At 39.6% G+C, this 25,824-nt stretch carries 20 protein-coding genes; 14 read left to right on the top strand and 6 right to left on the bottom strand.

The window, feature by feature from the left end:
* The first annotated feature begins 49 nt into the window (after window positions 1-49).
* Window positions 50-796: a YdcF family protein gene (locus tag L5B90_RS11525; RefSeq protein ID WP_265763033.1), complete on the top strand. Its 747-nt coding sequence runs from the start codon at window positions 50-52 to the stop codon at window positions 794-796.
* A 65-nt stretch (window positions 797-861) separates the two neighbouring features.
* Here the strand turns inward: L5B90_RS11525 and L5B90_RS11520 are convergent, their stop codons facing one another.
* The 6 genes from L5B90_RS11520 to metF all read right to left on the bottom strand — a co-directional run bounded on the left by L5B90_RS11520 (window position 862) and on the right by metF (window position 6,972).
* The gene (locus L5B90_RS11520; protein ID WP_250350525.1) at window positions 862-2,046 is read right to left on the bottom strand and encodes an NRAMP family divalent metal transporter; all 1,185 of its coding nucleotides are present in this window, start codon (window positions 2,044-2,046) and stop codon (window positions 862-864) included.
* Between the two features lie 41 nt (window positions 2,047-2,087).
* On the bottom strand, window positions 2,088-2,828 hold the full coding sequence (pxpA, locus tag L5B90_RS11515) for a 5-oxoprolinase subunit PxpA (RefSeq protein ID WP_265763020.1): 741 nt from the start codon (window positions 2,826-2,828) through the stop codon (window positions 2,088-2,090).
* Window positions 2,815-3,747, bottom strand: a complete 933-nt coding sequence (locus L5B90_RS11510) for a biotin-dependent carboxyltransferase family protein (RefSeq protein WP_265763019.1) — start codon at window positions 3,745-3,747, stop codon at window positions 2,815-2,817. The genes pxpA and L5B90_RS11510 overlap by 14 nt, the downstream gene beginning before the upstream one ends.
* A complete protein-coding gene (pxpB, locus tag L5B90_RS11505) occupies window positions 3,744-4,394 on the bottom strand; it encodes a 5-oxoprolinase subunit PxpB (RefSeq protein ID WP_265763017.1) in 651 nt (216 codons plus the stop codon). Before pxpB ends, L5B90_RS11510 begins: the two co-directional genes overlap by 4 nt.
* A gap of 171 nt (window positions 4,395-4,565) precedes the next feature.
* Window positions 4,566-5,939: a YdgA family protein gene (locus L5B90_RS11500; RefSeq protein ID WP_265763016.1), complete on the bottom strand. Its 1,374-nt coding sequence runs from the start codon at window positions 5,937-5,939 to the stop codon at window positions 4,566-4,568.
* A 151-nt stretch (window positions 5,940-6,090) separates the two neighbouring features.
* Window positions 6,091-6,972: a methylenetetrahydrofolate reductase gene (gene metF, locus L5B90_RS11495; protein ID WP_250363204.1), complete on the bottom strand. Its 882-nt coding sequence runs from the start codon at window positions 6,970-6,972 to the stop codon at window positions 6,091-6,093.
* Between the two features lie 185 nt (window positions 6,973-7,157).
* On the opposite strand from metF, the gene L5B90_RS11490 reads away from it, so the two are divergent.
* From L5B90_RS11490 to mtgA, 13 genes are all read left to right on the top strand, one after another.
* Complete coding sequence (locus L5B90_RS11490; protein ID WP_265763014.1) at window positions 7,158-9,188, top strand: hypothetical protein; 2,031 nt, start codon at window positions 7,158-7,160, stop codon at window positions 9,186-9,188.
* A 144-nt stretch (window positions 9,189-9,332) separates the two neighbouring features.
* Window positions 9,333-10,703, top strand: a complete 1,371-nt coding sequence (gene trhP / locus L5B90_RS11485) for a prephenate-dependent tRNA uridine(34) hydroxylase TrhP (RefSeq protein WP_265763013.1) — start codon at window positions 9,333-9,335, stop codon at window positions 10,701-10,703.
* A gap of 386 nt (window positions 10,704-11,089) precedes the next feature.
* A complete protein-coding gene (gene putA, locus L5B90_RS11480; protein WP_265763012.1) occupies window positions 11,090-14,530 on the top strand; it encodes a bifunctional proline dehydrogenase/L-glutamate gamma-semialdehyde dehydrogenase PutA in 3,441 nt (1,146 codons plus the stop codon).
* A gap of 17 nt (window positions 14,531-14,547) precedes the next feature.
* Window positions 14,548-16,047 carry a sodium/proline symporter PutP gene (gene putP / locus L5B90_RS11475; protein WP_265763011.1) on the top strand — a complete coding sequence of 500 codons (1,500 nt, stop codon included), beginning with the start codon at window positions 14,548-14,550 and terminating at the stop codon, window positions 16,045-16,047.
* A gap of 133 nt (window positions 16,048-16,180) precedes the next feature.
* Window positions 16,181-17,272, top strand: a complete 1,092-nt coding sequence (queA, locus tag L5B90_RS11470) for a tRNA preQ1(34) S-adenosylmethionine ribosyltransferase-isomerase QueA (RefSeq protein WP_265763009.1) — start codon at window positions 16,181-16,183, stop codon at window positions 17,270-17,272.
* A gap of 60 nt (window positions 17,273-17,332) precedes the next feature.
* Window positions 17,333-18,511 carry a tRNA guanosine(34) transglycosylase Tgt gene (tgt, locus tag L5B90_RS11465; RefSeq protein WP_265763032.1) on the top strand — a complete coding sequence of 393 codons (1,179 nt, stop codon included), beginning with the start codon at window positions 17,333-17,335 and terminating at the stop codon, window positions 18,509-18,511.
* 1 nt (window position 18,512) lies between these two features.
* On the top strand, window positions 18,513-19,025 hold the full coding sequence (locus tag L5B90_RS11460) for a hemerythrin domain-containing protein (protein ID WP_265763008.1): 513 nt from the start codon (window positions 18,513-18,515) through the stop codon (window positions 19,023-19,025).
* Window positions 19,026-19,273: 248 nt separating this feature from the next.
* Window positions 19,274-19,573: a preprotein translocase subunit YajC gene (gene yajC / locus L5B90_RS11455; RefSeq protein ID WP_250350019.1), complete on the top strand. Its 300-nt coding sequence runs from the start codon at window positions 19,274-19,276 to the stop codon at window positions 19,571-19,573.
* 33 nt (window positions 19,574-19,606) lie between these two features.
* On the top strand, window positions 19,607-21,457 hold the full coding sequence (gene secD, locus L5B90_RS11450; RefSeq protein ID WP_265763007.1) for a protein translocase subunit SecD: 1,851 nt from the start codon (window positions 19,607-19,609) through the stop codon (window positions 21,455-21,457).
* Between the two features lie 10 nt (window positions 21,458-21,467).
* Window positions 21,468-22,436 carry a protein translocase subunit SecF gene (secF, locus tag L5B90_RS11445; RefSeq protein WP_250350017.1) on the top strand — a complete coding sequence of 323 codons (969 nt, stop codon included), beginning with the start codon at window positions 21,468-21,470 and terminating at the stop codon, window positions 22,434-22,436.
* 176 nt (window positions 22,437-22,612) lie between these two features.
* Complete coding sequence (locus L5B90_RS11440; protein WP_265763006.1) at window positions 22,613-24,769, top strand: transglycosylase SLT domain-containing protein; 2,157 nt, start codon at window positions 22,613-22,615, stop codon at window positions 24,767-24,769.
* A 49-nt stretch (window positions 24,770-24,818) separates the two neighbouring features.
* Window positions 24,819-25,121, top strand: coding sequence for a trp operon repressor (gene trpR / locus L5B90_RS11435; RefSeq protein WP_103852641.1), 303 nt, complete (start codon window positions 24,819-24,821; stop codon window positions 25,119-25,121).
* Window positions 25,105-25,821, top strand: coding sequence for a monofunctional biosynthetic peptidoglycan transglycosylase (mtgA, locus tag L5B90_RS11430; protein WP_265763005.1), 717 nt, complete (start codon window positions 25,105-25,107; stop codon window positions 25,819-25,821). The genes trpR and mtgA overlap by 17 nt, the downstream gene beginning before the upstream one ends.
* The last annotated feature ends 3 nt before the right edge of the window (window positions 25,822-25,824 follow it).

Raw genomic sequence — 25,824 nt, 5'->3', positions numbered from 1 at the left:
TTACAAGCCCTTTATGCTAAACAGCAAATTGTTCAACTCAACATTATTTATGTATTTACTCACCAAACTTATTACAGCCCTCATTCTTCCGCCATTTAATGTTTTGATTTTATGGATTTTTTCTTTACTTTTTGCGAGAAAACAATACAAAAAACTGAGCCTTATTTGCGCTGTTTTAGGCATTACAATTTTGTATGTGTTCAGTATTCCTTATACCGCACAAAAATTGCAAGATAGCCTAGTTAAAGCCCCCCCTCTCAGCCTTGCCGATTACAAAACAGCACAAGCAATCGTCGTGCTAGGTGGCGGTTTACGAGATAGTAACGAATTATTTGGTCCGCTTGCTGTGCCTGCCATTCCTCTTGAACGCTTACGTTATGCTGCTTATTTACATCAACAAACGCAATTGCCTATTTTGATTACTGGTGCAAGTCCAAATGGTAATTCGGAGGCTAAAATTATGGCAAAAGAGCTACAAGATTTTTTCCATACCCCAACGCAATGGCTGGAAGAAAAAGCACAAACAACCATTCAAAACGCACAATTTACGCGGACTTTATTAGAAAAAGCGCATATTCAACGTATTATTTTGGTAACAAATCAATGGCATATGCAACGTGCAAAATTCTTATTTGAAAAACAAGGATTTCGTGTTCTTCCTGCAAGCGTAGGCAATGGCATTACTCCTGAAAGTTATGGCTTAACCCTGATGCACTTTATTCCCCAAGCCAGCGCAATGCCTGCGAATATGCAAGCCCTAAAAGAGTGGCTCGGTTATTGGAAAGCAAAATTTTAAACGCGATCACGCCCAAAAAAAGTGCGGTGATTTTTCACCGCACTTTTTGTATGCTCAAGTCGCCATCACGCCATAAGATTGCCAATGTATTTTGATAAGGTCATTACACTTAATACAGCCATCAAAATCACCACTAATGCGCCTGCTGCCGTCATCCAAACAGGGTGTTTGTAGTCTCCGACAATTTTACTACGATGTGCTGCGAGTAAAATTAATCCGAGTGAGATTGGTAGAATTAAACCATTTAACGTTCCAACAAAAACAAGCACTTGTGCAGGTTTTCCGATAGTTGCAAGCACTGCGGTAGAAATGACGATAAAGACAATAATCCAGCAATTTCTATGCTTAGCAATAAATGGTGAGAAAGTGGTTAAGAAAGAAACGGAGGTGTAAGCCGCCCCAATGACAGAAGTAATCGACGCTGCCCAAATCACGATACCAAAAATAATTAAACCCAGATTACCTGCCACGTGAGAAAAAGGCGTTGCGGCGGGGTTAGCTGGATCAAGTTTTACACCTTGCGAGACCACGCCTAACACAGCAAGGAATAACACCACACGCATAATTGATGCGATCAAAATGGCAGAAACAGAACTTTTACTGACTTCTTTTAAGGCGTCTTTCCCCGTTATCCCAGCATCAAGTAAACGATGTGCGCCAGCAAAAGTGATATATCCTCCAACCGTTCCCCCAACTAAAGTGACAATTGCAATCACATCAAGTTTTTCTGGCATAAAGGTATGAACCGCAGCCTCAGCAATTGGTGGTTGGGCATTAAGCGCAACATAGATTGTTAGTGCGATCATCACAAAGCCCATCACTTGTGCAAAGCGATCCATTATTTTTCCCGCTTCTTTAAAAAGAAAAATACCAACCGCAATTGCTCCACTGATAATCGCGCCAGTTTCCGCAGGCAAGCCGGTCAGGATATTTAATCCCAAGCCAGCGCCACCGACATTACCAATATTAAATGCTAAGCCACCCATTACAATTAATACTGCTAAGAAATAACCTGCCCCCGGCAAGACCGCATTAGCAATGTCTTGTGCTTTTTTCTCCGAGACGGCAACGATACGCCAAATATTTAATTGCGCCCCAATATCAAGCAGAATAGAGAGTAAAATCACAAATCCGAAGCTCGCGAATAAAGTTTGCGTGAAAGTTGCGGTTTGAGTTAAAAAGCCGGGTCCAATCGCAGAAGTTGCCATCAGAAAAGCGGCACCTAATAATGCACTGCGGTTTTTTATCATAAAATACTCCTGTATATTGTTGTTATTCGTTTGTTTTAGGTTTAATTTGATTTCAGTTGAATGTTGTGTTTTGTTAAAGCCTGACGAATTTTTTCGGCAAAAGAAATGGCGTGTTCACCGTCTCCGTGCAAACAAATACTATCCGCTTTGATTGGCACGGCGACTCCTTCAACACTAGGCACGGTACCTTGTAGCACCATTTGTAGCACTTGGCTAATCGCCTCATCATCACTTTCTACCATTGCATCTGGGCGAGTACGAGGCACTAATGAACCATCAGCAAGATAATGACGATCGGCAAACACTTCTGAAATAATGCCTAAGCCTTGTTGCTCTGCTACATTCAACATTAAACTTCCCGATAAACCCATTAATTTAAGTTTGGGATCAAAAGCTTTTAAGGTTTGCGCAATCAACGTCGCCAGTGCCTCATCTTTTGCCGCTTGGTTATACAAGGCACCGTGCGGTTTAACATAAGCCAGTGGCACATCTTCCGCTTCGCAAAGCGCTTTAATTGCGCCAAGCTGATACAGCAAACAGGCTTTCAATACTTCATCAGGCAGCTGCATATTCGTGCGACCGAAATTATCCCGATCGGGAAAACTTGGGTGCGCACCGACTTGTACTTGATTTTCTTTCGCCCAACGAATCGCTTTTCGCATTTCGTTAAAATCCCCTGCGTGTAAACCGCAAGCGACATTGGCTGATGTTACAAGCTGTAATAAGCGTTGATCATTACCACAGCCCTCTGCTAAATCCACATTTAAATCAACGTGTTTCATTTACTTTTCTCCTTATTTGGGCTAAATAATCTTGATTTTGTTGATAACGTTCCCGTGCCTCTTGATGAGAAATGACAGAAAAATGCACCGCACTTTCTAATGGTGTTTGCGCTAAACGCCCCAAATCTGCCTCGATTACACAAGCAATTTTAGGATAACCGCCCGTAGTTTGGGTGTCCGCCATTAAAATAATCGGCATTCCGTCTGGTGGCACTTGCACTGTTCCCATTGGTGCGGCGTAAGAAAGCATTTCCAACGGTTGGGTGAGATTGAGTTTTTGCTCACCACGAAATCGGTACCCCATTCGACTGCTATTTTTTTCTAATCGCCAAGGTTGATGTTGCAAATCTTGCTGACTTTGAGCCGTGAACGCCGTAAATTCTGATGAAGCAACAAGATGAATGCTATTTGTGAAATCAATCGGTTCAATACTGATGGAAGAAAGGAAAGTATCACGTTTTGCTGTTGCTAAGTGATCTCCCGCACGCAGTAAGCGCCCTTGATAGCCACCAAATCCTGCTTTGAGATCCGTGCTGTAAGCGCCTAGCACTTTTGGCACATTAAAACCACCAGCGACACAAAGATAAAGATAGTTCCCCATTGTGAGCCGTTTGACCGTTAAACGCTGACGTGGTTTTGCGGTGTATCGCCAATAAGAATAAATCGGCTGGTCATCAAGAAAGGCTTCGCACAACGCCCCCGTTAAACAAAAAGGCGTATCGCAATCAAAAGTAAGACTAAAACCACCTAAGGTTACTTCAATGGCGGCACTATTAGGCTCATTTTTCAGTAAAAGATTACCCGCCTGCAATGCCAATGCGTCCATTGCGCCTGCGTGTCCAATGCCAAAATTACGAAAACCAAAACGCCCTAGATCTTGGATATGGGCAAATCCATACATCGTTTCAATGTAAATCATAGCGTTATACTCTCCACTACAAATTTTACGTTATCCCCCGCCATTAATAACACGGGCGGATCTTGCCGAATATCAAATAATGGCATTTCTGTTCGCCCAAGTAATTGCCATCCTCCCGGTGAAGTAAAGGGGTAAATCCCTGTTTGGCTACCACCAATACCTACAGAACCAGCGGGAACTTTGGTTCTAGGTTGATCGCGTCTTGGCGTATGAAGATTTTCAGGCAAGCCACCTAAATAGGGAAATCCCGGTTGAAAGCCCATCATAAAAACCGTATAAGTGGGTGTAGTGTGGCGTCGAATAATGTCTTCTGGTGTGGTGTGATGAAATTTTGCAACATCAAATAAATCTTCGCCAAATTCCCCACCATAATGCACAGGGATTTCAATTAATCGACTTTCTCGGACTTGAATTTGCTGCTCGCTTTGTTGCCAATGGTGCAAAACTTGTTGCTCAAGTGCGGTTGGATTTATGTTAAAATGATAAAACAAGGTGAAGTTATTCATTCCCACCACCACTTCTTGTATATCTGGATGCTGACGCATTTGCTCCGCAACAAGCCAAATACGTTGTTGTTTTTTTAGCTCCGCAGGTGGCGGTAAAGAACAAAGAAGAGAACGTTCGCTGGTTAAAGAAAAAGTTAGCATAAAACACCCCTAACTTGTTAATAAGATGTTATTTTTCTAACGTTCTTTCAACATACTGTCAAGGGAAAAATGCAGAATTTTACTTAAGATAGAATTTATTCAAATTTGATAAGTTATTTTTATTGAAAAATAAAAAGCCACTTCATTTCCCAAGTGGCTTTTATCATTAAATTAACGCATATTCATCATTAGTAAGAAGAATGCCATAACAACTTCTTTCTCTGAGAGCTCTTGATGATTAAAAATGAGTTTTTGTTTTTCTTTATCCAAAAAGAGGTTAAACGTGGCGTTATTCTCTTTTATCACTAGCAGATTATGCTGTTCGGCATCAGAAAAATAATGCTGGATAGTATTTTCAATTTCTTGCTCTGGTTCAATATGACCATACACCTCAGATAAGTTTGTAGCCAATTGAACGACACCTTTTTTCTCTAACTTGGCATTAATTTGAAACTTATTAAATGCCTTGAAAAGTTTACTGCTTTCAATTAATGACGGCGCATCTTTATTCAAAGCCATTTCTAGATTTCCGTCTAATGCTTTACCTTTATCATTAAAAAGTTCAAGTTTTGTAATATTCAACACAGGCTGATTTGCCAAAATTTCTGTTTGAACTTGCTCAAAAAGTTGAGTATTAGCACGATTATCTTCATTCAGCTCATTTAACCGATTCAATGCGTCAGCAGAAATATGGTTGATTTCCCCCGCCAGTTTCAATCCTGTAATTGGTTTATTATTTATGGAAATATTTTTAACATCATAATCAAAGTCCATATCTAAGAAATTCTCTTTAACTTTAACATTCCCTTCAGCGTTAATGTTATCAAAAGTGATTTCTTCTTTTTCTGAGGCTTTATTTACAGCAATTTTTTTAATAGTAACTTTGGATTTTCCTTGATAAATATTTTTCCATTGTGTTGGTAAAAAGTCGCCTTCAGTCTCTACATTTTCCGCAATAATGCGTACTCCTTTAGGATCAAGAAAAGAAAACTTACTTGCATTGATTTCAGATTTTCCATATCCTTCCTGATTTAAATTAAATTTACCTGTTATATTCCAACTAATCTCGCCATTCTCTTCCAGCTTATAAACAACATCAGAGTCAATTTTTCCTTTTAATGCTTGGCCATAACTCATTCTTACAACTGTTCTCAATGGATTTTTTCCATTATCTGCAAAATAAGCCTGTGTCTCTGGCGTTTTTTCTACTTCTGTATCCGCAGAAAATAATGCAAAAGAAAAATCATTTAAGGTGATAGGGCCGTGATAAATTTTTCCCACAAAAGGAATGACTTCATTGAAGGTTTCGTCTTTTATTTCTAGCTGATAATGAACATTTGAACTAAAAAAGCCACGATCTAAAACGGCATCTTTAATTTGCACAGAATAGCCTGTGTCAGCAAAAGATTGCTGTAAACGTTGATTACTAAATTGAATATAGTCGATATATTTTTGTTCGGTGATTTTTCCTGTGTACCACGCACCACCGCACCAAGCACCACCAAGAATAGCAAGCAATCCTACGGATAAAACTGATTTTTTCATTACTTTTCCTTTTAAATAAAATTTGCAGAAAAATAACACAATTAGCCATAAATCGCAAAAATCGTATAAAAATAAAGTGCGGTGCTTTTTAAGAGAATTTTATACCATAAAGAAGCAAAAATGAGGTTTCCCCCATTTCTGCTTAATACGTTTACTCTGGACGCACACCAAGGGTATGACAGATAGCGTAAGTAAGTTCACTGCGGTTAAGGGTATAGAAATGGAAATCTTTCACGCCTTCTCGAGATAATACGCGTACCATATCAATCGCTACACTGGCTGCCACTAAGTTTCTTGTTGTAGGATCATTATCTAATCCCTCATACATTTTAGCCAACCAAGCTGGTATTTTCACATTGGTGATCGCTGCCATTTTTTGTAGCTGTTTAAAATTCGTTACTGGCAAGATTCCGGGAACAATTTCGGCATCAATCCCGATAGAAGCACAGCGATCACGGAAACGTAAATAGCTGTCAATATCAAAGAAAAATTGGGTAATAACGTGGTTCGCTCCCGCATCAATTTTACGTTTTAAATTGATTAAATCCGCTTGTGCAGATTTTGCTTCAGGATGCACTTCAGGATAGGCTGCCACAGAAATATCAAAATCTGCCACAGAACGTAATAATTCCACTAAATCAGAGGCATAAAAAGGTTTTTTATCGTATCCTGCCGGTTCATCACCGCGCAATGCGACAATACGGCGAATGCCGTTATCCCAATAATCTTGGGCAATTTGTTTCAATTCTTCTGGGGTGGCATCAATCCCAGTCAGATGCGGTGCGGCTTCTAAGCCCGTTTCTTGTTTAATATGCTTCACGACACTATGAGTACGATCACGTTCGCCTGAATTTGCCCCATAAGTTACCGAAACAAACTTAGGTTTTAAGACTTTCAAACGATGAATAGAATCCCATAAAATTTTTTCCATATTCTCATTTTTTGGCGGAAAAAATTCAAATGATACGTTGATGTTGCCGTTAATGCCTGATAAATGGTTGTTTAATGTATCAATTTCTTTTGCATAGCTCATACATTCTTCCTTTTCATTTTTATACGTTTAGACTGCTTTACGGCTATAAGATAATGGGAAAGCACTGTAGTGTCAATTTTAAAAATTTCATTATTTTATGAAACAAATTCATAGCAAAGCTCTTATCGCTCGCCGATAAATCGGCTATACTTTTAGAAAATCAATCCCTAAAGTTAGGAAAGTCTATGAATAAAAAAGTAAAAATTGTTGGTTCATTATCCTTAATTGCTGCCACATTAGCTTTAGGCGCACAAATTTACACCAATCATAAAATTGATTACATTCTGCAAAAATTCCCTTATTCATTGCAAAATAAATTTCAATTAGACGTGGTTGAAAAAAAGAAAAATTTCTTCAGTCGCGAACTTATTTTCAAACTCTCTGGTGATAGTACCAACACATCAAGTGAAATGATTCAAACAAAACTTACCGCACTGCCTTTTGCTGTGCTTGCTGATTCAGCCCTTGTCCCAAGTTTTGTAAAAGAATTAAATAAAAATTTTAAAGTCACTATTGATAAAAATAATATCACAAGTAAATTTTCCGTGATTGGTGATTATTTCCAATCAAATATTCATACACAATTTCGCGATCTTGCCAATAAATCACAAACACTTGTTATTGATCTGAATTTTGAACCTAAAAGCCATCTAATGGACGTGCAAAGTCATTTGTCTGGCTTTAATTATGATGCTAATTCAAAGATTCACGATCTTATTGCTGATGCAACACTTATTCCTATTGATGATAATCAATATGATATTGAAAATATTTCCATTCAACTGAAAGATGGGGATGTCTATTTATTAAATGGGGACAACACGAATATCAAATTAAAAAAATTAGATTTTAATTTAGATAAATCTGATGCTGGTAGTAATTACAACTTAAGTGCTAAAATAAATACTGATGAGCTGACTATTACAGATAAAAACCCTAAACATTCTACGATTCAATTCAAAAATGTTGCACTTAATGCTTCACAAAAAGAGATTCCCAATCAACTTAGCTATGTAAAATTATTGCATTTACTCAACAATAAAAATGAGCTCAATACAATAGAAATTATCGACCAAGCTTTAGATTTACTCTTTCAAAATAAAGAAAGTGAACTCAGTTTTAATTTTGAAAACTTAACCTTTGCACATAAAGAAAAAGATCAGGGCGTTTCTTTTGATAATTTCTCATCTTTCTTAAAAGGGAATTTTTCTGACTTATCTCAAACACAAAGTAACTATGCGCTTGCATTAAAATCTTGTCAAAATAAAGGTGAAAATGAACATTTTCAAATCAAAGGAATACAATTTGAGGGTAACAATAAAAATGTAAATCTTGCCACGCAGCTAGCATTATTAAAATCAACTATTCAACTATTTTCCAAAGCCCAAGTACCAGAAACAAAACAAGAAGCTAAGCAAGTAGAAAAAGAGAAAAGCACCTTTATTTCTGCCTTAAAAACCTTAGCACAAGATTACAATCAATCACAACAAGCATTATTTAAAATAGATGAGTTTACTTTAGATGATAATATCGAACTTAAAGAAATAACGATCGGAGCAAGCGGTGCTATATCTGAAGAAAAACAAGATAATGAAAATATTGAACTCACACTAGGAAGCTACATTAATAAAAAAGAGCAATTTCAATTAAAAAATGGAAAATTTAGCCTTCCATTTAGCGTAACAAATGTTGGAACACTGATTCCGCTTAATATTTGTAGCAATCTTATTTATCAAGCTGCCTGTGATAAATATCTTAATGCCGATGAGGATACGGACTTACTCGTTTATCAACCAATTAAAAATATTGCTATTAATATTGAAAACGCAACATTAAGTGGAGAAATAGATACTTATCCTTCCACCTCACTTACCCCTTTTGAAGGAAAACTCAATCTAAAATCTGGCATTTTAGAAGAGCAACAAGATAAAACCACCTCAACCTTATTATTAGAAAAATGGAAGAAAACAGAGTTTGATCTTTATTTTTCTATCGTGAATAAGTTATTTAAAGCTAATTTATTGAAAGATAAACAATCTATTTCTTGGTCATTAATTAATGATTGGCTCTATCCTGAAGGAGAACTTAACCCTTATTTAAAAGAAAACGGTGATAATTACACCATTCAAATTAAAAAAGAGGGAGATAAAACTTGGCTGAATGATGAAATATTACCGCCAATCCTAGAAGATACCTTAACGCCAGAACAACAATAATCTCCTCTGTAAGTGCGGTGAAAAAATTGATAAATTTTCCACCGCACTTGACTTTACAAATCACAAAATCCCCCTACAATAACCGCCTTTACGCATTTGCCTTGAGTGAATGCCTGACTTGTAATCAGACACAAAGAGAAATTTATGACAACCACATTCAAACCCGAACTGCTTTCCCCCGCAGGTTCATTAAAAAATATGCGCTATGCTTTTGCTTATGGTGCAGATGCTGTTTATGCAGGACAACCACGTTATAGCTTGCGTGTTCGCAACAATGAATTTAACCACGCCAATTTAAAAATTGGGATTGATGAAGCACACGCTTTAGGTAAGAAATTCTATGTGGTGGTCAATATTGCCCCACACAATTCCAAATTAAAAACCTTTATTAAAGATCTTCAACCAGTGGTGGAAATGAAGCCAGATGCCTTAATTATGTCTGACCCCGGTTTGATTATGCTTGTGCGTGAACATTTTCCTGATATTGACATTCATCTTTCTGTGCAAGCCAATGCCGTGAACTGGGCAACGGTCAAATTCTGGAAACAAATGGGCTTAACTCGTGTGATTTTATCGCGTGAACTTTCCATTGATGAAATCGCCGAAATCCGCCAACAAGTGCCAGATATGGAAATTGAAATTTTCGTACACGGTGCGCTGTGTATGGCGTATTCTGGGCGTTGTCTGCTTTCAGGTTATATTAATAAGCGAGATCCAAATCAAGGCACTTGTACCAATGCGTGCCGTTGGGAATATTCGGTGGAAGAAGGCAAAGAAGATGAAGTGGGTAATATTGTTGGTAATGAAATTCCCATTAAGAATGTTGCCCCAACCTTAGGCGAAGGGCAAACCACAGATAAAGTCTTCTTACTTGCCGAAAGCCAACGACCAGAAGAAAAAATGTCTGCCTTTGAAGATGAACACGGCACCTATATTATGAATTCCAAAGACTTACGCGCCGTGCAACACGTTGAAAAACTCACTCAAATTGGTGTGCATTCGTTAAAAATTGAAGGGCGTACGAAGTCTTTCTATTATTGTGCGAGAACAGCTCAGGTTTACCGTAAAGCCATTGATGATGCGGCTGCGGGCAAACCTTTTGATGAAAGCTTAATGGATACGCTTGAAAGCCTTGCTCATCGCGGTTATACAGAAGGCTTTTTACGCCGCCATACGCACGATGAATACCAAAATTATGATTATGGTTATAGCATTTCTGAGCGTCAGCAATTTGTTGGTGAATTCACCGGTATACGTAAAGACGGTTTGGCCGAAGTGGCAGTAAAAAATAAATTCTTACTTGGTGATGAGGTTGAATTAATGACCCCAAAAGGCAATATCGTATTCAAAATTAATCGTATGCTTAATCGCAAAGGTGAAGAAGTCGAAGCCGCCTTAGGCGATGGGCATTTTGTTTTCCTTGATGTACCAGAGGATTTGGATTTGAATTATGCCTTGCTAATGCGAAATTTGGTGAACACCAACACGCGTAACCCTCACGCTGAGAGCAAATAATCACTTCCATTGGCGAGCAAATTAGCTCGCCTTTTTCTTAGCTTGACTTAAATTTTAAAATTTTATTGCAAATTTGTTAATAAAATGTTGCAAATAACATTTTTACCCGTATAATCGTGCGCATACCCTAAAAAAGTATGACTCCAAATATTTTCAGCCCTTTCCTAGAAAGGGCTTTTTTTTCACCTTATCTCCATAAAAATGCCACAAAAAATCACCGCACTTTTATTTTGTCATCTTTTTCTACGAATAAGCCTCCAACTTTAAAGACTATTTTTTGAACTCTATCACATTTTTCAACATTTAATATTCCTTCTTTTTAAAATTTCATTACAATCTTTAACATTCCATTAACAAATAAAGCCAAATTTTATATGGAGCATCTTATGAGCTATCACTACTCTCCTCTACCCAGTGTAGAACCCGAACTTCGTAAAATGATCAGTGCGCATTATAGCTGTACAGAACAGTCTGCAGTAAGCCAACTAGTCCAAACCTTAGATTTCACACCACAACAAGAATCATCTATTGAAAAACTCGCCCGAGAATTAATCAGCAAAATCCGTAGTAAAAAGCAAAAACATTATGACGTTGATGCATTAATGCACGAATTTTCCTTAGGTTGTGATGAAGGGATTGCCTTGATGTGCTTAGCAGAAGCCCTCTTACGCATCCCCGATGGGCAAACGCGTTATGAGTTAATCAACGATAAACTTCAACTTGGTAACTGGCAATCTCATTTGAAAAAATCAGGCTCGCTCTTTACCAATGCAGCGAGCTTAGGTTTGATGCTTGGCAATAAAATCAGTGCTAATTTAGATGAAACAGCACTTTCTTCTGCTTTGATGAAAAGTTTCTCCCGCCTTTCTGCCCCCATAATGAAAAAAGCCATTGAAAAAGCGATGGGCATTTTAGGTGAACAATTTGTTACCGGCGAAACGATAGAAAAAGCCCTGAAAAATATTAGTACAAGAGAAAAAATGGGCTATTGTTTTTCTTTTGATATGCTTGGTGAAGCAGCAATGACTATGGAAGATGCAGATAAATACTTACAAGATTATGTGGATGCCATTCACGCTGTGGGTAAACAGGCTGCAAGGCGTAGCGTATATGACGCAAATGGCGTATCGGTAAAATTATCAGCAATTCACCCGCGTTATTCTCGTTCGCAACAAGATCGTTTGATAAATGAAATCTATCCGCGTTTAAAACAGCTTTTTGTTCTAGCAAAACAATACAATATCGGTTTGAATATTGATGCGGAAGAAATGGCACGCCTTGAAATTTCGTTAGATCTGCTCGAAAAATTATTGCAAGATCCTGATCTTGAAGGGTTTAATGGCATAGGATTTGTCGTACAAGCATATTCTAAACGTTGTCCTTATGTCTTAGATTATATCATTGCATTAAACCGCCGTTTTCAACGTAAAATGATGATACGCTTGGTAAAAGGTGCCTATTGGGATAGCGAAATCAAATGGGAGCAAACAGAAGGCGTGCAAGATTTCCCTGTTTATACGCGTAAAGTGCATACAGACATCTCTTATATTAGCTGTGCGAAAAAATTATTAGACGCGCAAGATGTCATTTATCCCCAATTTGCTACTCATAATGTTCAAACCTTAGCCACTATTGCTGAATTAGGTCAAGGTAAAGAATTTGAGTTTCAATGTCTGCACGGAATGGGGGAAACGCTTTACGATAACGTTGTCGGTGAACATCAATTTAATCGTAGAGTACGTGTTTATGCTCCTGTGGGAACCTATGAAACCCTATTAGCCTACCTTGTACGACGATTACTTGAAAATGGTGCTAATTCATCTTTTGTTCACCAACTTGTTGATCGTGACATTTCTATTGATGAACTTGTTCAAGCCCCTTGGAAAAAATTCTCTCATTTCAATGGTGAACCAAATAAAGCAATTAAATTACCAATTGACATTTTCCCACATCGTCCTAATTCCAAAGGATTTAATTTAAGCGATGAAATTCAGCTTCGCTCGCTACAAGATCAATTAAATCAAGCAGAATATACCGATGTGCAATCACTTTGCGCCGTCCCCGTGCAAGCCGCGCAACACTATCAAGGCAGAAAACCGGCGGATACCGCACAAATGTTGCCAACGTCCACATTTATGTCGCCAAATGATGTGCCAGCCGTTTTTACGGCGATGCAATCTCACATTTGGCAAGAAAAAAGCGTGGAAGAACGTGCAGCAATTTTAGAGAAAGCGGCTAATCTATATCAAGAAAATACGGGACTATTATTACGCCTTGCCATTGAAGAAGCAGGAAAAACGTTACCAAATGCCATTGGAGAACTGAGAGAAGCAGTGGATTTCTTACGTTATTATGCAGAACAAATCCGTTTATTAGATAGCAAAAATGCTCTCGCCCCACCGCTCGGCAATGTACTATGTATTTCCCCTTGGAATTTCCCGCTCGCCATTTTTACTGGGCAAATTGCTGCGGCCTTGGCAGCCGGCAATAATGTGATTGCCAAACCTGCGGAACAAACTTCGCTGATTGCTTATTATGCCGTGAAATTATTACATCAAGCTGGCGTGCCAAAAGAAACCTTACAACTAACCTTAGGTGCTGGCGATTTAGGGGCGGCATTGGTGGCTCAACCATTTAATGCCGTGATGTTCACCGGTTCAACAGAAGTGGCACATTTGATCAATAAACAACTTATACAACGGCAGGATCACCCTGTGCTAATTGCTGAAACAGGCGGTTTAAACACCATGGTGGTAGATTCTTCTGCCTTATTGGAACAAGTCATTACTGATGTATTAAGCTCTGCCTTTGATTCTGCTGGACAGCGCTGCTCAGCTTTACGCATTTTATTGGTGCAAGAAGATATTGCTGATCGTTTATATCAAATGCTTACTGAGGCAATGAAAGAATTGGTTATCGGCAATCCAGAGCAGCTTAATACGGATATTGGCCCTGTTATAGACGAAGAAGCGAAAGCAAATTTGGTCAATTATCAAACTCAAGTGCGGTCATTTTCTCGCCGTTATTTTGAGTTATCATCACCCACTTTCGGGCATTTCGTTGCACCTTCTATTTATGAAATAGATAACTTAGCGCAAATTAATCGAGAAGTATTCGGACCAATTCTTCACTTTGTTCGTTATAAAAAAACAGAATTAGGTGATTATTTACAAAAAATCAATGCAAAAGGCTATGCTTTAACAGGTGGTTGTCATAGCCGTATTACCCAAAATATTGAATTTGTACAACAGCATTTAGCCTGTGGTAATTTCTACATTAACCGTAATATTGTGGGTGCGGTGGTCGGCGTTCAACCTTTTGGGGGACACGGTTTATCTGGAACAGGGCCAAAAGCTGGTGGAGAACTTTATGTTCAACGTTTAACCAAAACATCACAATATTATTCATCAGTACTTGCAAAAAACAATGTATTGCCTAGTATTACAGGGGAATTAAATAGCATTGATTATAAAACCACCTCTGTTTTATTACTCGGTCAAAACCACGCTCGTTTAACTGCGGCTTATCAGCGGTTACAACAAGCAGGATTTAATGTTGTTGTAGAAAAAGATAATCCACTGTTGAGCTATCAATTACCTCATCTACATATCCTAAAAGAAGGGCAGCATTTGCAAAAAGCTGTGTTCGTATCCCCGATTGATACTCAAACACGTCAGCGGTTTGCACAACATAATCCTGCGATTTTCTGTTTATATGATTGGACAGTCAATCAGGATCTGACCTTGCTATATAACGAATTTTCACGCAGTGAGAATATTTCTGCCGCAGGGGGCAACGCTACCCTAATGGCAATTGAAGAACAATAATTTTATAGGGAGAAAGTATGCAGAATTATCAAATCTACACAGCTTTTGGATTGTATCTTGTTATTATTTTAGGGATTGGAATTTACGCTTATATTTCCACCAAAAATTTTAACGATTACATTTTAGGTGGACGTAAAATGGGGAGCTTTGTTACTGCAATGTCGGCTGGTGCCTCAGATATGTCTGGTTGGTTGCTACTTGGCTTACCCGGTGCAATTTTCCTCACGGGCTTATCAGAAGCGTGGATTGCTGTCGGGTTAACTGTCGGCGCTTATCTGAACTACCGCATTGTAGCAGGACGTTTGCGGGTATTCACAGAGCATTACGGTAATGCACTGACCTTGCCTGAATATTTTGCAATGCGATTTCCTAAACGAGCCAAATCGCTCAAAATTCTTTCTTCTTCGGTGATTTTGTTTTTCTTCACCATCTACTGTGCTTCAGGTGTCGTGGCAGGAGCAAAATTGTTCCAAAGTTTATTAGGTATTGATTACACCACCGCATTGATATTTGGTGCGGTGGCAACCATCGCCTATACCTTTATTGGCGGTTATCTAGCGATCTCTTGGAGCGATACCATTCAAGCTTCACTGATGATTTTCGCCCTATTACTCGCCCCTGTGATTGTGTTACTCAACATTAGCTGGGAAGAAATCACTCTTGCCTTAGCCGCAAAATCACAACAAACGGGCATTCCTTATTCTAATTGGCTTTATAATGTTTCAGGCATTGGTGTGATTTCCGCCCTTTCTTGGGGATTAGGTTACTTCGGACAACCCCATATTTTAGCCCGTTTTATGGCAGCCAATTCCGTAAAAGCCCTTGATAAAGCGCGTACAATCGGGATCACGTGGATGATCCTGTGCTTAGGTGGTGCTTGTGCAGTGGGGTATTTTGGCTTAGCTTATTTTGAAGTCAAAGGTATCGTTTTAGATTCCGCCGAATCTGTCTTCATTGAGATCTCCAAAGCCATTTTTAATCCTTGGATCGTGGGCATTGTGCTATCCGCCATTCTCGCTGCCATTATGAGTACCCTATCGGCACAATTTTTAATGTGTTCCGCCGCTATTACCGAAGATTTCTATCACGGTTTCTTACGCAAAAATGCGTCAAGTACCGAGTTAGTTTGGGTTGGACGCGTTATGGTATTGCTCATTGCCCTTATCGCTATTGTCATCGCACAAGATCCCCATTCAAAAGTGATGGGCTTAGTTTCCTACGCGTGGGCAGGCTTTGGCGCATCATTTGGTCCATTAGTAATCCTTTCCCTCTTTAATCGCAACATCACCTCCAACGCGGCATTATGGGGAATGTTAGCAGGCGCGGTCACTGTTGTGGCGTGGAAACCACTGATGCACGCCTTAAACTGGCAAGACATCGCCAACTTATACGAAATTATTCCCGGCTTTTTAGCTTGCTCTTTCGTTACCCTTACTTCGTCAATTTTCTCCCCGGTCGCTAAAGATGTGGCAGAAAAATTTGATGAAGCGGAAAAAAGCTACAACCGCCAACGATAACGAATGAAAGGGCTGGATCCCCCAGCCCTTCACCTTTCAATAAATCCCCTCTTTCACAGATTTTCCTTGTGCAATCTACAAAATCCCAATAGACTACGCCCTGTTTTAATCTTTAATAATATGATGAAAAATTATGCGTGTTTCAGATTTTTATTTTGATTTACCTGATGAATTAATCGCCCGTTATCCAAAAGCCGAACGCACTGCCAGTCGTTTATTAACATTAAACGGTGAAAATGGTGAAATTTCTCACCGCACTTTTGCTGATGTGCTGGATTTGATCAATGAAGGGGATTTATTAATTTTTAATAATACTCGCGTGATCCCCGCTCGAATGTATGGGCGTAAAGCCAGTGGGGGGAAAATTGAAGTATTGGTAGAACGCATTTTGTCGGAAGATAGCTTTCTGGCACATATTCGTTCTTCTAAAGCCCCCAAAGAAGGTGCAGAACTGTTTCTCGGCGAAGATAAATTAGGCGAAGGTAAGGGTATTAAAGCAATAATGAAAGCCCGTCACGAGAGTTTATTTGAACTAGAAATAGCAGAAAAACGCACCGCACTTTTAGACGTGTTGCAACAAATTGGGCATATGCCACTGCCACCTTATATTGATCGCCCTGATGAAGATGCCGATAAAGAACGCTATCAAACCGTGTATAACAAAGTACCCGGCGCAGTAGCCGCGCCCACTGCGGGTTTGCATTTTGATAATGATCTATTGGAAAAATTAAAAGCGAAAGGGATAAATTTTGCCTTTGTTACCTTGCACGTTGGTGCAGGGACATTCCAACCTGTACGGGTAGAAAATATTGAAGACCACAGAATGCACGCAGAATATGTAGAAGTGCCACAGGAAACGGTGGATGCCATTTTAGCCACCAAAGCGAATGGCAAGCGTGTGATTGCGGTGGGGACAACCTCTGTACGCTCTATTGAAAGTGCGGCATTGTTTAGCCAAGAAAATCAGCACGAACAACTGCTTGCGCCGTATTTTTCGGATACCTCAATCTTTCTTTATCCGGGCAAAAAATTCCTCGTGGTAGATGCCTTAATCACCAATTTCCATTTGCCTGAAAGTACGCTGATTATGCTGGTTTCAGCCTTTGCTGGATACACTCATACAATGCGAGCCTATGAAAGTGCGGTGCAAAATGGCTATCGTTTTTTCAGCTATGGTGATGCAATGTTTATTAGCAAAAACCCAAATGTAACGGGGTTAGATTAATTTTCTAAACTCCATTTAATCACCCTCGAACTGTTTATTCGAAAAGGAAACATAATGACAATGAAATTTAAACTTCATAAAACCGATGGCACGGCACGCCGTGGCACAATGACGTTTCAACGCCCCCAAGGGGAATTTGATGTACAAACCCCTGCCTTTATGCCTGTTGGCACTTACGGCACAGTAAAAGGAATGACGCCCGAAGAAGTGCGTGCCACAGGGGCAGAAATTTTACTCGGCAACACCTTTCACCTTTGGCTACGTCCGGGACAAGACATTATGCGTAAACACGGCGATTTGCACGATTTTATGAACTGGCATCGTCCCATTTTAACGGATAGTGGTGGCTTCCAAGTATTCAGTCTAGGCAAATTACGCAAAATTACTGAAGAAGGGGTGAAATTCCAAAATCCAATTAATGGTGAACGTATTTTCCTTTCTCCTGAAAAATCAATGGAAATTCAATACGATCTAGGCTCAGACATCGTGATGATCTTTGATGAATGTACCCCTTACCCAGCCACCTTTGATTATGCTAAAAAATCAATGGAAATGTCGCTCCGTTGGGCAAAACGCAGCCGTGATCGCTTTGATGAACTCGGTAATAAAAATGCCTTATTCGGCATTGTGCAAGGGGGCGTTTACGAAGAATTGCGTAAAGTGTCCGTTGAGGGCTTGGTCAATATTGGTTTTGATGGTTATGCCGTGGGTGGGCTTGCGGTTGGTGAACCAAAAGAAGATATGCACCGCATTTTAGAATATGTTTGCCCACAACTTCCTGCGGATAAACCCCGTTATTTAATGGGTGTTGGGAAACCGGAAGATTTAGTAGAAGGCGTTCGTCGTGGTATTGATATGTTTGATTGCGTAATGCCAACACGTAATGCGCGTAACGGGCATTTATTCGTTACCGACGGTATTGTGAAAATTCGTAATGCCAAATACCGCGATGACACCAGCCCGCTTGATCCAGAATGTGATTGCTACACTTGTAAAAATTACACCAAAGCCTATCTTTACCATTTAGATAAGTGCGGTGAAATTTTAGGGGCAAGATTAAACACCATTCACAATTTACGTTATTATCAACGCTTAATGGCACAAATCCGTGAAGCGATTGATAAAAATGAATTTGAACAATTTGTGCAAGATTTCTATGCACGCATTGGTAAGCCCGTTCCGCCATTGCAAAGTGAGGCACAACAAAATTCACAACCGAATGACGCACAGGGTGAATAAAATGCTTAACCTCCAACCACAACAATTTGCTAGCTGGAATGAGCCGATTGAAATGCTTTACGCCTGCCACGGCAAAGTGAAAATGTTCTGCCGTCAGCTGAATATTTTGCCTAGTTATTTGGAGAAAAATGGCAACATTCAAGCGGTGCAAAAAGATGTACAGCAAATTTTGAATTACTTCAATGTTGCAGCCCCGCTACATCACGATGATGAGGAAAAGGATTTTTTCCCTGCGCTATTAAAATACTGCCCGCAAGCCAAAGCAGATGTGGCACGCTTAGCAAGCCAACACGAAACCTTGCATCAAAACTGGGCAAGCTTGTCTGTGCAATTAAACGCCTTGCTAAAAGGCGAAATTACACAAATTCCCGAACAGCTCATCACCCAATTTATTTCGGGTTATGACAATCATATTGCCATTGAAGAACCATTATTTGAACTCGGCAAAAGCCATATCCCGCAAGAAGAATTAACGGCAATGGGAAAAGTGATGGCGGAACGCCGAAAAAATTAGCGTGTATCCCATTACATCGTTGGCGTGTCAAAGAGGAATACCACTTCACTTAACGATGAAAATAAAACCTACATTTTGGTAGGTTTTATACATTCTACAAAAATAAAGTGCGGTGCTTTTTGCTCAAATTTTTTGTGCAAAAACCTTGCCATAAATCACCGCACTTTTGTAAAAGCGCTTTGTCAATACAGGGATTTTATGCTATTTTAACGCCCTATATTTTTCATTAACTAACAAAAGGATTAAAGATGGAAGCTCAACAAGGTAGCCCAATGTCAATGTTATTTATTTTCGTTCTGTTCGGCTTGATTTTCTATTTTATGATTTATCGCCCGCAAGCAAAACGTAATAAAGCGCATAAACAATTAATGGCTGAGTTAGCAAAAGGCACGGAAGTCCTCACTTCTGGCGGTATTATTGGTAAAATCACCAAAATTGGTGCTGAAAGTGATTATGTCGTTATCGCATTAAACGACACAACTGAGATTACCATCAAACGTGATTTTATCGTTGCTGTCTTACCAAAAGGTTCATTAAAAAGCCTTTAATTTATTTTAACTTTCCGCAAGGGAACAAAATCTATGTTAAATCGTTACCCTTTATGGAAGAATATAATGGTGACCCTCGTGGTCGCCATTGGTGTTTTATACTCTCTTCCAAATCTTTACGGTGAAGATCCTGCCGTTCAAATTTCAGGAACTCGTGGACAAGAAGCCAATACAACAACCCTTAGCAATGTGCAAGCTCTTCTTCGCGAAAATCATCTCACCACAAAATCCATTAAATTAGAAAACGGTTCAATTCTTGCTCGTTTTAATAACACCGATGACCAACTTCTTGCCAAAGATAAAATTAGCGAAAAATTAGGCAATGGTTATTCTGTGGCACTGAATCTTGCCCCAGCGACGCCAAAATGGCTTTCAGATATTGGTGGTTCACCAATGAAATGGGGCTTAGATTTGCGTGGTGGTGTACGCTTTTTAATGGAAGTGGATATGAATACAGCGTTAGCGAAACGTCAAGAGCAGTTACAAGACAGTTTATTAGCTGAATTACGTAAAGCAAAATATCCATATACCAGTATTCGTGCTGGGGAAAATCATAGCACTGTGGTTACCCTGAAAAACCCTGATCAACTTTCAGCGGTTCAACGTTTATTGCGTCAAGCACACCCCAATTTAGATATTCGTGAAATTTCAATCAATACGCTTTCTTTAACCTTATCCGATGCGGCATTAAATGAAGCACGCGATCACGCGATTGAGCAAAATTTGAGTATTTTACGTCGCCGTGTGGAAGAATTGGGTGTTTCTGAACCCGTCATTCAACGCCAAGGCGCAGAGCGTATCGTAGTGGAATTACCCGGCGTTCAAGATACGGCACGCGCAAAAGAAATTTTAGGTGCCACCGCAACCTTAGAATTCCGTTTAGTCAATCAAAATGCCAACCTTGATGCGGCGATGCGTGGAATGGTGCCTTCAGATTCTGAAGTGAAATTTGATCGTAATGGTCGCCCAGTGGTGCTATACAAACGTGCAGTATTAGGGGGTGAGCATATTGTCAATGCGTCATCAGGCGTTGATCAAAATTCCGCTACACCACAAGTCAGCGTTACCTTAGATAGTGAGGGTGGCGATATTATGTCGCAAACCACCAAAATGAATCTGAAAAAACCAATGGCAACTTTATATGTAGAATATAAAGACAGCGGTAAAAAAGATGAAAATGGCAAAACCGTTCTCACTAAACACGAAGAAGTGATTAATGTGGCAACAATCCAAGGGCGTTTTGGTAGCCAATTCCAAATTACTGGCATTGATAGCCCAAATGAAGCGCTCAATCTTTCCGTGTTATTACGTTCTGGCGCATTAACTGCCCCGATCCAAATTGTAGAAGAGCGTACCGTCGGGCCATCACTTGGCGCACAAAATGTGGAACAAGGCTTACAAGCGGGGCTTTGGGGCTTGGCCATTACTGTCGTGTTTATGCTGATTTACTATAAAGTTTTCGGTTTATTTGCAAGTATGGCACTGCTTGCCAATATGGTCTTACTCGTTGGTTTAATGTCTTTAATTCCCGGCGCAACGCTCACAATGCCGGGAATTGCAGGGATCATTCTTTCTGTGGGAATGTCTGTGGATGCTAACGTATTGATTTTTGAGCGAATAAAAGAAGAAATACGTAACGGACGTAGCGTTCAGCAGGCAATCAATGAAGGCTACAGCGGCGCATTTAGCAGTATTTTTGATGCTAACTTAACCACAATTTTAACATCTATCGTGCTTTATGCGGTGGGAACTGGGCCAATTAAAGGCTTTGCAATCACCCTTTCCTTAGGGGTTGCGATCTCAATGTTTACTGCGATTACAGGAACTCGAATGCTGGTAAATTTACTTTACGGCGGCAAACGCGTTGAGAAATTATCTATTTAAGGTGGTGATAATGAGCTTATTTGCAAAAGATAAAAAAGTGAATGAATATAAAGGGGTCATCTTACCATTCAAGCTTATCCCATTTATGCGATACCGCCTTGTAGGCTATGTTTTCTCATTAATTATTACCGCACTTTGTATTACAAGCATTGTCACCAAAGGCTTTAACTGGGGGCTGGATTTTACTGGCGGTACGGTTGTGGATACGCATTTTTCCCAACCTGCTGATTTAGAAAAAATCCGTGCAACGTTAAAAGAAAATGGTATCGACAGCCCATTAGTACAAACCACTGGTGGCGTGCGTGATGTGATGATCCGTCTTTCCGCTTCTGCTGGTGGTGCAGATATTGGGACACAAATTAAAGAAATGCTAAGCAAATTGGATAATGATATCCAAATTCGTAGCGTGGAATTTGTTGGTCCAAATGTCGGCGAAGAACTCACCCAAGGCGCAATTTATGCCACCTTGATCACCTTATTAATGTTGCTTGCCTATATTGCGTTTCGCTTTGAATGGCGTTTAGCAGCAGGGGGAATCGTCGCCCTTGCACACGATGTGATTGTAACGCTTGGGATCTTTTCTTATTTCCAAATTGAAATGGATCTGACCTTTGTGGCAGCCATTTTATCGGTGGTGGGATATTCACTGAACGATAGTATCGTGGTATTTGACCGTGTGCGTGAAAATTTCCGTAAAATTCGCCGTATTGATACGGTAGAGATTATTGATATTTCACTCACTCAAACCTTATCAAGAACCCTAATGACCTCTATCACAACCCTGTTTGTGGTGATTGCCTTGTTTGTATTTGGCGGCCCTACGATCCATAGTTTCTCATTAGCGCTCTTAATCGGTATTGGTTTTGGGACTTACTCAACCATTTATATTGCTATCAGTATCGCCTATGATCTCGGCTTAAGACGCGAACATATGATTATTCAAAAAGTGAATAAAGACGATATTGATGAATTGCCGTAAAAAACGTTAAAAATGTCACCGCACTTTTTTAGCCAAGTACGGTCTAACATTAAGCAAGATTTTAAGCCCGATTTATTCGGGCTTTTATTTATAAATGTGCTGATGAAAAGAGGAATCATCGCAAAACTCAAGTGCGGTGTTTTTTTACCCAATTTTGATTCTATTCAAGGAATGCTATGAAATTTACCCAAACTTTGCTAGCCTTAAGTTTATCTTCACTTTCTCTTTTTGTATGGAGGAATGCTGAGCAATCCCCCCTTTCAGAACATTCAGTCGCACAACACGGGCAGCCAAAAGCACAAGAACCCCCTGATGCACAAAAGATAAATCAAGGCAATGCACACGATGAAGATAGAGATCCCGCAAAAACCCTGTTATTAAACCAACAGAAACGGGCAGCTGAACGAGAAATCTATCGTAAACTTCAACAATATTTAGCCCTTTCACAAAGCGAAACGACATTAGGCATTGCAAAGGCATTATTGGCTCAATTGCAAGATTACCCACTCTTGCCTTATGCAGAATATCAGTTTTTAATCGCGAAGAAAGCGGACTTATCGTTTGATGAAATTCTTGATTTTACGAAAAAACATCCTGATTTTCCGTTGAACAATTTGCCTCATTATTGGTTGCAACAGCAATACGATGCTCAAAATTGGCAGGCGATTTTATCTAATACCGCAATGCTGCCCAAAGAGAGCAAGTCATCTTGCATTGTGCTAACCGCACAAGAAAAAATGCCTTCAACACAAACAGAAGCACTGACTACACCTGAAAAAACTGCACAAAAAAACACCGCACTTGCAACAAGGATAAAAAATTTATGGCTCACAGGAAACAACTCGCCCAGCCAATGTCAAACGCTTTTTATGCAAGCCTATCAACAGGGCATTATTAATGACGATTTGATCAAACAGCGCGCCTTATTAGCCGTAGAAAAAACAAATCGTGTATTAATAAACGAATTGGCAGCATTTACGCAAAATGCTGAATTAAAAATTTGGCTTGAAAATTTAGCTAGCTTGTTGAAATCACCGCGCTTATTGCTTTCTTCGTCTAACGCATTTTATGTGGAAAATTTGCCCGTTAATGATGAAAATAAACAAATTCTACTTGCATTAATGCCTCGTTTTATTAAAAGCATTACGGAAAATCAGCTGAATGCCAACGCACCTTTTGCCCAATTAGAACAATGGGCAACGCGTTTTAATTTATCCCCAGAACAAAGACAATACTGGCAATCCATTTTGCTTAGTCAGCTTTTTGATAGCGAAAATCCCGCCATTCAGCAATGGCGAGATGAAACCGTACAAGCATTAAAAGAAGATAAACAAACCGAGCGTCGTATCCGTGTTGCATTGCGTGAAAAAACAGCGATTCAACCTTGGTTGAATTTGCTTTCTGAACAAGGCAAGCAGAAAGATGAATGGCGTTATTGGCAAGGTGAGGCCTTATTTCAGCAAGGCAAAACCGCACAAGCCACAAAGATTTGGCAAGAGATGCAGCAAAATGCACGTGGTTTTTATCCAATGCTTGCCGCACAGCGATTGGGTATTGCTTATCAACCTGCAATGAAAACATTCTCGTCAAATAAGCAAAACTTATCAAACTACACCCAGCAATTTAGTCGTATTAATGAGTTGCAGCAGCTAAATGATCACGCCAATATTCAGCGCGAATGGCGGGCATTATTAGATAACACAGATTTTGCTGGCAAGCTCGCCTTAGCACAATATGCCGAACAAAATCAATGGGTTGACTTGCAAGTAGACGCCACAATTCAAGCAAAAGCGTGGGATTATATTGCCTTGCGTTTACCTAATGCTTATCAAAATTGGTTTGATTTATTCATTAATCATCAAAATTCCCAAAAAATCCACCGCACTTTTGCAATGGCTATTGCACGGCAGGAAAGTGCTTGGCGTGCCAATGTAACCTCTTCGGCTAATGCGCGCGGGTTGATGCAACTCTTACCCAGCACAGCGAAACTCACCGCCGAGCAAGCTCAGCTACCTTATAAAAAAGAAAGCCAACTGTTTGATCCCATTGATAATATTATGCTTGGCACAACTCACCTTAACCAACTTGCCGAGAAATATGGCAATAATCGCATTTTAATTGCGGCGGCTTATAACGCTGGCGCAAAACGTGTAGATGAGTGGCTCGCTCGTGCAAATGGGAAAATGACAATGGCAGAATTTATCGCCACCATTCCATTTTATGAAACCCGTGGTTATGTGCAGAATGTCTTAGCGTACGATTATTATTACCAGTTACTACAAGGTGAAAAGGCAGAAAAATTTACCCAAGCAGAGCAGAATAGATTATACTAGTGAAGTAGTTTAATAGCACAGTGAAACGTTTTAATCCTAGGAGAACGCTATGTATGTGAGCAAAAATATGGATCAATGGCAGGCATTTATCGAGATTTTACGCACCGCGTTTGCACAGAATAAAGAACAAGAATTACTCACCCTGTTACTCACGGCTGATGAACGTGATGCAGTAGGACTTCGATTACAAATTGTGGCACAATTGTTAGATAAACGCTGCTCACAACGAGAAATTCAACAAAACTTAAACACCAGTGCGGCAACAATTACAAGAGGATCAAATATGATCAAAACAATGCCACCTGAATTTATGCAATGGGTAAAAGAACAGCTTGATGGGCAGAAAGAATAACAAGAAAAAATGGTTGCAACACATAAAACAAAGGATATTGCGTTATTCGCTTTATGTGTTTGCTGCTTTTTTAGGGATTACCTTATTGTTTCGCATTGTTCCTGTGCCATTCTCTTCCTATATGGCACAGCAGAAAGTCAGCCATCTTTTAAATGGGGAAAGTTACCCTATTAAATATCAATGGGTGAGTTTGGATGATATTTCGTGGCAAATGCAGCTGGCCGTGATTGCGGCAGAAGATCAAAAATTTGCACAACATCACGGTATTGATTGGAATGCGATTAATAACGCATTGAAATATAATAAAAAATCTACAAAAGTACGAGGTGGATCAACCATTTCACAGCAGACTGTGAAAAATTTATATTTATGGCACGGGCAAAGCTGGCTACGCAAAGCCATTGAATTGCCGATGACCTTAATGCTAGAACAATTATGGTCGAAAAAACGGATTCTAGAAGTCTATTTAAACATTGCCGAATTTGGCTATGGTATTTTTGGCGTAGAAGCGGCAAGCCAAGCCTATTTCAAAAAATCGGCAAAACAACTTAATCAACAAGAAGCTGCCCTATTAGCGGCAGTCTTACCTAATCCAATCTTATTTAAGGCAAATAAACCCAGTGCTTTTGTACAAAAAAGACAACGTTGGATTATGCGACAAATGAATGCCTTAGGTAAGGGATATTTAACACAACTCTAAATA

The organism is Avibacterium sp. 20-129, assembly GCF_026226845.1.
GTDB lineage: Bacteria > Pseudomonadota > Gammaproteobacteria > Enterobacterales > Pasteurellaceae > Avibacterium.
Note: the sequence above shows the minus strand (reverse complement) of the source record. Positions and strands in the feature narration are given on the sequence as shown.

What these genes read in the sequence shown, in the direction of transcription:
- secF (WP_250350017.1), top strand. Translation starts at nt 21,468, where the DNA reads ATGAGCTTATTTGCAAAAGATAAAAAAGTGAATGAATATAAAGGGGTC.
- queA (WP_265763009.1), top strand. Translation starts at nt 16,181, where the DNA reads ATGCGTGTTTCAGATTTTTATTTTGATTTACCTGATGAATTAATCGCC.
- L5B90_RS11525 (WP_265763033.1), top strand. Translation starts at nt 50, where the DNA reads ATGTATTTACTCACCAAACTTATTACAGCCCTCATTCTTCCGCCATTT.
- L5B90_RS11500 (WP_265763016.1), bottom strand. Translation starts at nt 5,939, where the DNA reads ATGAAAAAATCAGTTTTATCCGTAGGATTGCTTGCTATTCTTGGTGGT.
- trhP (WP_265763013.1), top strand. Translation starts at nt 9,333, where the DNA reads ATGACAACCACATTCAAACCCGAACTGCTTTCCCCCGCAGGTTCATTA.
- mtgA (WP_265763005.1), top strand. Translation starts at nt 25,105, where the DNA reads ATGGGCAGAAAGAATAACAAGAAAAAATGGTTGCAACACATAAAACAA.
- secD (WP_265763007.1), top strand. Translation starts at nt 19,607, where the DNA reads ATGTTAAATCGTTACCCTTTATGGAAGAATATAATGGTGACCCTCGTG.
- yajC (WP_250350019.1), top strand. Translation starts at nt 19,274, where the DNA reads ATGGAAGCTCAACAAGGTAGCCCAATGTCAATGTTATTTATTTTCGTT.
- putA (WP_265763012.1), top strand. Translation starts at nt 11,090, where the DNA reads ATGAGCTATCACTACTCTCCTCTACCCAGTGTAGAACCCGAACTTCGT.
- L5B90_RS11460 (WP_265763008.1), top strand. Translation starts at nt 18,513, where the DNA reads ATGCTTAACCTCCAACCACAACAATTTGCTAGCTGGAATGAGCCGATT.
- metF (WP_250363204.1), bottom strand. Translation starts at nt 6,972, where the DNA reads ATGAGCTATGCAAAAGAAATTGATACATTAAACAACCATTTATCAGGC.
- L5B90_RS11490 (WP_265763014.1), top strand. Translation starts at nt 7,158, where the DNA reads ATGAATAAAAAAGTAAAAATTGTTGGTTCATTATCCTTAATTGCTGCC.
- L5B90_RS11440 (WP_265763006.1), top strand. Translation starts at nt 22,613, where the DNA reads ATGAAATTTACCCAAACTTTGCTAGCCTTAAGTTTATCTTCACTTTCT.
- pxpB (WP_265763017.1), bottom strand. Translation starts at nt 4,394, where the DNA reads ATGCTAACTTTTTCTTTAACCAGCGAACGTTCTCTTCTTTGTTCTTTA.
- pxpA (WP_265763020.1), bottom strand. Translation starts at nt 2,828, where the DNA reads ATGAAACACGTTGATTTAAATGTGGATTTAGCAGAGGGCTGTGGTAAT.
- putP (WP_265763011.1), top strand. Translation starts at nt 14,548, where the DNA reads ATGCAGAATTATCAAATCTACACAGCTTTTGGATTGTATCTTGTTATT.
- L5B90_RS11510 (WP_265763019.1), bottom strand. Translation starts at nt 3,747, where the DNA reads ATGATTTACATTGAAACGATGTATGGATTTGCCCATATCCAAGATCTA.
- L5B90_RS11520 (WP_250350525.1), bottom strand. Translation starts at nt 2,046, where the DNA reads ATGATAAAAAACCGCAGTGCATTATTAGGTGCCGCTTTTCTGATGGCA.
- trpR (WP_103852641.1), top strand. Translation starts at nt 24,819, where the DNA reads ATGTATGTGAGCAAAAATATGGATCAATGGCAGGCATTTATCGAGATT.
- tgt (WP_265763032.1), top strand. Translation starts at nt 17,333, where the DNA reads ATGAAATTTAAACTTCATAAAACCGATGGCACGGCACGCCGTGGCACA.